We start from the raw sequence: 7,328 nt of genomic DNA on the forward strand, positions 1-7,328 counted from the left end.
GCCCGCGTTCCCTCTTTCCGGACGGCGTGGTTGACTACCCGGATGACGCAGCCCCCCGCGCAGCACGCGCGCCGTAGGCCCCCGTCGGGGTGGCGCCGTGGAGCGAAGACCCTGGCGATCGCGCTGACCGTCGCGGTCGTCGCCGCCGTCGCCGTCGGCGGCTTCTACGCCTGGTCGCTGACCGAGCGCCTGCAGGAGGCCGCGGTCCCGCTCAAGGACGCCCCCGCGCAGCCACCGGCCCTGAGCACGTACGATCAGCCGTTCTCGCTCCTCGTCGTCGGCACCGACGAGTGCGACGACGAGGTGAAGCAGGCCTTCGGTGCCCGGTGCAGCGACCCGAGCAGCGAGGGCTCACGCAACGACGTCAACATGCTGCTGCACGTCTCCACGAACCCGCGCCGGGTGACCGTCGTGTCGTTCCCGCGCGACCTGCAGATCCCGATCCCGGCCTGCACCGGCACCGACGGCTCGGAATTCGAGGGCGCGTCCAAGGCCCCGATCAACAGCGCGTACGAGGACGGCGGTCTCTCCTGCGTCGCCGACACCGTCTCGCAGTTGAGCGGCCAGAGCATCCCCTTCGCCGCGAAGGTCAGCTTCGGCAACGTCGTCAACATCACCGACGCGATCGGCGGCGTCGAGGTCTGCATCGGCGGCGAGGGGATCGACGATCCGGATGCCGGTATCGACTGGCCGCCCGGGCCGCGCGTCGTCACGGGGTACGACGCCCTCGCGTTCCTGCGCACGCGTCACGGCATCGGCGACGGCAGCGACCTCGCCCGCATCGGCAACCAGCAGCAGTACCTCTCGCGACTGGTCAACAAGCTCCGCAGCGACGAGGTGCTCTCCAACCCCGCGACGCTCATCAGCCTCGCCAACACGGCGGTGAACAACATCACGCCGAGCCAGAGCCTCGCCGACCCGATCCGCATCGCGCAGCTCGCCTACACGCTCAAAGACGTGCCGTTCGACGACATCACGTTCGTGCAGTACCCCGTCGTCGACGACCCGGCCGACACGAACCACGTCATTCCCGACGAGGCCTCCGCCGCGATCCTGTGGGACGCGCTGGACCGCAACGCCGCGCTCACGCTCACGGGCGAGGCCGGAGCGAACGGCGGCGTGATCGCCGACCCGTCCGCCCCGACGCCGACGCCCGCCGAGACGACCCCGGCCCCCAACGCCGCGACCCCGGACCCCTCGGCGAGCGCGAGCGCCGGCCCCGGGACGGTCGACCTGCCGAGCAACATCAGCGGATCCAAGGCCGACCAGGCAACGTGCTCCGCCGGGAACGGCTGACCGGGGATCAGTCGAGGTGCGCGGCGGCGTAGGCCGCCATCGCGTCGCGCACCACCTGCGCCTGCACGGCGCCGCCGAAGTTCGCGGCGAACCGGGGGTCGTCCACGTACAGGTCGCCGAGGCCGCGGTAGGCGTCCGCACCCGGCACACGCCCCCATTGCTCGGCGATCCAGGCGTGATGGGTGCGGATGAGGTCCTGGAACTCGGCGGCGTCGGGCGCGATCCCGCGCTCGGCCGCGTCTCTCAACGCGGCGATGACCGCGCGACCCCGGGCGTCATCCGCCCGCCGGTCGTCGGGGCTCAAGGCCGCGCGGCGGGCGGCGCTGCGCTCCCAGGCATCGTCTCCCCAGCGTTCGCGTACCTCGCCTTCCCAGCGCGAGTCGTCGACCCCCGCGAGTACATCGTCGATGTCCATGTCCTTCCCTTCCTCCAGTGCGGCGAGGGCTCTCCTCACCGCGGTGATGCGTCGCTCCATCGCGGAACGCGCCTCCTCGAGCGCGGCGACGTGCGCGCGCATGGTCTCGGCCAGCGATCGCTCGTCCGCCAGAGCCCGCGCGATGTCGGGCAAGGGCAGATCGAGTGCGCGCAACGCGAGGATCCGGTACAGGCGCGCGATCTCCGTCTCGCCGTAGAAGCGGTACCCGTTCGCGGCGACACGGGACGGGCGCAGCAGCCCGACCTCCTCGTAGTGTCGGAGCGTGCGACTGGTCACCCCGGCTGCGCGGGCGACCTCGGCGATGGGCCATTCGTTCATGGCATCCACCCTGTCGGTTGACGCAGCGGCAGAGTCAAGCCCGGAACGGATCCTCCCGACCGGACGCGCGATGCGCCACGATCGAGGGGTGAGGAACATCGCGCGGTCGACGATCCTGCTGCTGCTCTCCGCCGTGGTGCTGACGGGCTGCGTTCCCGAACCGGCTCCCACGCCGACGGCGAGCGCGACGACGCAGACACCCACACCGACGCCCACCCCGACTCCGACGCCGGATCCGCTCGCCGGACTCAGCGTCGAGGACAGGGTCGGGCAGATGTTCATGGTCGGGACCTCGGTCAACGGCGCCGATGCGACCACCGTCGCCGCGGTGCGCGACGACCACATCGGCGGCATCTTCCTCCACGGGCGTTCGGATGCCGGCATCCAGGCCACCGCCGACCTCGTCAGCGGCTTCACCTCCCTCGTCCCCGCCGGGGAGCCTGCGCTGTGGGTGTCGACGGACCAGGAGGGCGGCGACGTCCAGGTGCTCTCGGGGCCCGGGTTCGACGGCATCCCGTCCGCTCTCGACCAGGGACAGCAGGACGATGCCACGCTCCGCGCGAACGCCGCGACGTGGGGCCGCCAGCTGGCCCAGGCGGGGGTGAACATGAACCTCGCACCCGTCGCCGACGTCGTCACGAGCCCCGAGACCGCGGGGAGCAACCCGCCGATCGGGCAGCTGAACCGCGAGTACGGCTACGACGCCGCGACGGTCGCCGCGAAGGCCGGAGCGTTCGCGCAGGGGATGCGCGACGGCGGAGTCCTCCCGACGTTCAAGCACTTCCCCGGGCTCGGGCACGTGGGCGAGAACACCGACACGTCGTCCGGCGTGACCGACGACTTCGTCACCGCCGACGGCCCCGACGTCGGGGTGTACTCCACGGTGCTGGAGCAGGGCCCGGCGGTCGCGATGCTGTCGACCGCGATCTACGCCAAGATCGACCCGAACGCGCCCGCGGCGTTCTCGCCCACGGTGGTCGGGGTGCTCCGCGGCCGGGTGGGGTTCGACGGCGTGATCACGACCGACGACCTCTCCGCCGCGCAGCAGGTGCAGCCCTGGTCGCCCGCCGACCGGGCGACGCTCGCGATCGACGCCGGCGTGGACCTGCTGCTCGTCTCGGCCGACCCGTCGGTGTACCCCGAGATGCGACAGGCGGTACTCGGGCGCGCGCAGACCGACCCCGCGTTCGCCGCGAAGGTGGATGCCGCCGCCCGACGGGTCCTGGCCGCCAAGGCCGCGATGCCCTGACACCCCTCGCCGATAAACGCTCTTCCTCGGCGGAAACGCTGCGTCACGGCGTTTCCGCGGAGGAAGAGCGTTTATCGGTGTGGGGGTGCGCCCCTGCACGCCGCGCCACCGCGATAAGCTGAAAGGCTGTGTCCTCCCCCGAACCCGTCATCGTCTACCCGCCCGAGCTGCCCGTCAGCGCCGCGCGGGACGAGATCGCGCGCGCCATCCGCGACAACCAGGTCGTGATCGTCGCCGGCGCGACCGGATCGGGCAAGACGACACAGCTGCCGAAGATCTGCCTCGAGCTCGGGCGCACGTCCATCGCGCACACGCAGCCTCGCCGCATCGCCGCGCGGACCATCGCCGAACGCATCGCCGAAGAGCTGCAGGTCCCCCTCGGCTCGACCGTCGGCTACAAAGTGCGGTTCACCGACAAGGTGTCCGCCGAGACCCGGGTCGCGCTCGTGACCGATGGCATCCTGCTCAACGAGATCCACCGCGACCGGCTGCTCCGGCGCTACGACACGATCATCGTCGACGAGGCGCACGAGCGCTCGCTCAACATCGACTTCCTGTTGGGATACCTGCGGCGGATCCTGCCGCAGCGGCCCGACCTCAAGGTCATCGTCACGTCGGCGACGATCGACCCCGAGAGCTTCGCGCGGCACTTCGCCGCCCCGGCCGCCGCGCCCGGCGGGGAACCGGTGCCCGCGCCGGTCATCGAGGTCTCGGGGCGGACCTATCCGGTCGAGATCCGGTACCGGCCGGCGGATGGCGCCGACGGCGCGGGCGAAACTCCTGACGATCCGGATGCCGCCGGCTCCGACGCCGCGACATCCCGTGGCCGCGTGGCCGCACCGCCACAGAAAGTCAGGAGTTCGGCCCGCGCGACCCGCGACGCCGACGACGTCGACGAGGTCGGCGCCGTCGTCGCGGCGCTCCGCGAGCTGGACCGCGAGCCCGCGGGCGACGTTCTCGTCTTCTTCCCCGGCGAGGCCGAGATCCGGGACGCGGCGGATGCCATCCGCGGGGCGTACCAGAAGGACGCCGCCCCGACCGAGGTCCTGCCCCTCTACGGACGCCTCTCCGCCGCCGAACAGCACCGGGTGTTCGAGCGCTCCACCGTCGCCGGGGTCCGCCGCCGTGTCATCCTCGCCACGAACGTCGCCGAGACGAGCCTCACCGTCCCCGGCATCCGGTACGTCGTCGACACCGGCACCGCCCGCATCTCGCGGTACAGCAACCGCTCGAAGATCCAGCGGCTGCCCATCGAGGCCGTGTCGCAGGCGTCGGCGCAGCAGCGCTCGGGCCGCGCCGGGCGTACGTCGCCGGGCGTCGCGATCCGGCTGTACTCCGAGGACGACTTCCTCCGCCGCCCGGAGTACACCGAGCCCGAGATCCTGCGGACCTCTCTGGCATCCGTCATCCTGCAGATGCTGTCGCTCGGGTTCGGTGACATCCAGGCGTTCCCGTTCCTCACGCCGCCGGATTCCCGCGGAGTGAAGGCCGCGTTCGACCTCCTCGTCGAACTCGGGGCCGTGAAGCTCCCGGCGCCCGGGTCCCGCGCCGCCGACACCGACCGCGACGTCCGCGAGGACGGCGACCCCTCGCGGCAGCGCAGAGGCCGCGGCGACGAACGCGGCCCGCGGCTCACCGCCATCGGCCGGGAGATCGCGCGGCTGCCGATCGACCCGCGCTTCGCCCGGATGCTGCTCGAGGCCCGCAGCGCCGACGTGCTGCCCGAGGTCATGGCGATCGTCGCCGGGATGTCGATCCAGGACGTCCGCGAACGCCCCGAGGACCGCCGCGAGGAAGCCGACCGGTTCCACGCGCGCTTCACCGATCCGACCAGCGATTTCCTGTCGCTGCTCAACCTGTGGGAGTACCTGCAGGAGAAGCAGGCCGAGCTCGGGTCGAGCGCGTTCCGGCGCCTCTGCCGCAGCGAGCACCTCAACTACGTCCGCGTGCGCGAGTGGGTGGACGTCCACCGGCAGCTGACGTCGCTGCTCGGCGCGGGGCGCGAGGGCCGTGGGGCGAGGAACCATGTCCCACAAAGTGCGGCGTCGGGCCGCTCGAGACCGCACAATTCGGGACATGCCACGTCAGAAACGGCACGCGGCTCGCAGCGGGAAGCCCCCGAAGGCCACGCGCAGGGGGATGCCATCCACCGCGCGATCCTGTCCGGACTCCTGTCGCACATCGGCATCCTGGATCCCCGCACGATGGCGCAGGCCAAGGACCGCAAGGCCCCCGGCGACACCCGCCCGACCAAGGGCGAGTACATCGGCGCGCGCGGCGCGCGGTTCGCGATCTTCCCCGGCTCGGGGCTGAAGAAGAAGCGTCCGTCCGCGGTCATGGCAGCCGAGCTCGTCGAGACCTCGCGCCTGTTCGCCCGAACCGTCGCGGCGGTCGACCCGGCGTGGGCGGAGGACCTGGCCCCCGATCTCGTGAAGCGGTCGCTGAGCGAGCCGCACTGGTCGAAGGATGCCGGCTCCGCCGCCGCGTATGAGAAGGTCACGCTGTTCGGGGTCGAGCTGGTCGGCCGACGCCGCGTGCAGCTCTCGCGCTTCGACCGCCCGCTCGCGCGCGAGATGTTCGTGCGGCACGCGCTCGTCGAGGGCGAGTGGGATCCGTCGGTGCTCGACAAGCGCCTGACCGCCTTCCTCCGCCGCAACCAGGAGCAGCGCCGCCTGCTCGAAAAGATCGAGGAGCGCGAGCGCCGCCGCGACATCCTCGTCGGCGACGAAGCGGTGTTCGCGTTCTACAACGCGCGGATCCCCGCCGACGTCACGGACGTCCGCTCGTTCGAGACGTGGTGGAAGGATGCCTCGAACCGCACGCCGCACCTCCTCGACCTGCGCGAGTCCGACCTCACCGGCGATCGCGCGCAGGGCGACGACCGGGCGTTCCCCGCGCGCTGGCGCCAGGGCGACCAGACGCTGAACCTCGCCTACCGCTTCGAGCCGGGCGCCCCCGACGACGGCGTGACGGTCGTGGTGCCGCTGCCGCTCCTCGCGCAGCTGCGACCCGACGGCTTCGACTGGCAGGTGCCCGGGATGCGCGACGAGCTGGTGACGGCCCTGCTGCGCGCGCTCCCCAAGACGATCCGCCGCAACGTCGTCCCCGCCGCCGACTGGGCGGAGAAATTCAGCGCCGAGCTCGCCGAGAAGGGGCCCGAGCACGCGAACGGCCTGCCCCGGACCACGCTCGTCGACGCGCTCGCGGCACAGGTGCAGCGCGTCGCGAACCAGCGTGTGAGCGCCGCGGACTTCGAACTCGACCGCGTGCCGGGGCACCTCATGATGTCGTTCCGCGCGGTCGATCCCCGCGGGCGGGCCGTCGGTTCGGACCGCGACCTCGGCGCCCTGCAGCGACGCCTCGCCGACCGCGCGCGCTCGAGCGTGGAGTCGACGATCGCGCGCCCGCCGGTGCGGACCGCCGCGGCGCGGGTCGCCGAGGCATCCCCCGCCTTCGCCTCGCGGGCGAAGCTCACGACCTGGGATTTCGACGAGCTCGCCGAGGTCGTCGACACCCCGGTCGCCGGTGGTGTCGTCCGCGGCTACCCCGCGCTGGTCGACGAGGGCGACAGCGTCGCGCTGCGCGTCGAGGCGACGCCCGAGGATGCCGCGCGGCACACCCGCGCCGGCATCCGTCGACTGCTGCTGCTCGACGTCCCCTCCCCCGCGACGTACGTGCTCGACCACCTCACCGCGAACGAGAAGCTCGCGCTCGCGGCGTCCCCGTACCAGAACGCGAAGGCCCTCATCGAGGACGCGCGCGTCGCGGTCGCCGACGACGTGCTCCTCCGGCACGCGCCGAGAGGGGTGGTGCGCACGCGCGCGGACTTCGAGCGGGTGCGCGATGCGTTCTCGGCCGCGTCGGTCGAGCAGACCTTCCAGGCGGTGTCGCTCGTCGCGAGAATCCTGCTGGGGCAGCGCGAGGTGGAGAGGGCGATGAAGGATGCCTCGTCCATCACGCTCCTCGGAGCCCTCAACGACGTGCGCGGGCAGCTGGGGGGCCTGATCTTCTCCGGGATCCTCTCTCGCA

At 72.2% G+C, this 7,328-nt stretch carries 4 protein-coding genes; 3 read left to right on the forward strand and 1 reads right to left on the reverse strand.

Going from position 1 to position 7,328, the window contains the following annotated elements; all coding sequences use genetic code 11:
• Positions 1–42: 42 nt before the first annotated feature.
• Positions 43–1,296, forward strand: a complete 1,254-nt coding sequence (locus I5G_RS16950) for an LCP family protein (protein ID WP_022880125.1) — start codon at positions 43–45, stop codon at positions 1,294–1,296.
• A gap of 7 nt (positions 1,297–1,303) precedes the next feature.
• Here I5G_RS16950 and I5G_RS25540 read toward each other — a convergent pair whose 3' ends face one another.
• Entirely contained in the window at positions 1,304–2,050 is a 747-nt protein-coding gene (locus I5G_RS25540) for a MerR family transcriptional regulator (protein ID WP_022880126.1), read from the reverse strand.
• 88 nt (positions 2,051–2,138) lie between these two features.
• Here I5G_RS25540 and I5G_RS16960 point away from each other — a divergent pair, with 88 nt between their 5' ends.
• Both I5G_RS16960 and I5G_RS16965 read left to right on the forward strand, forming a co-directional pair.
• Positions 2,139–3,299 (forward strand): glycoside hydrolase family 3 N-terminal domain-containing protein, encoded by a 1,161-nt coding sequence (locus I5G_RS16960; RefSeq protein ID WP_022880127.1) that lies wholly within the window; start codon positions 2,139–2,141, stop codon positions 3,297–3,299.
• A 128-nt stretch (positions 3,300–3,427) separates the two neighbouring features.
• Positions 3,428–7,328: DUF3418 domain-containing protein (locus tag I5G_RS16965; RefSeq protein ID WP_022880128.1), on the forward strand; the 3,901-nt coding region annotated here is incomplete at its 3' end.

The sequence above is a fragment of the Microbacterium sp. B19 genome (assembly GCF_000333395.1).
GTDB lineage: Bacteria > Actinomycetota > Actinomycetes > Actinomycetales > Microbacteriaceae > Microbacterium.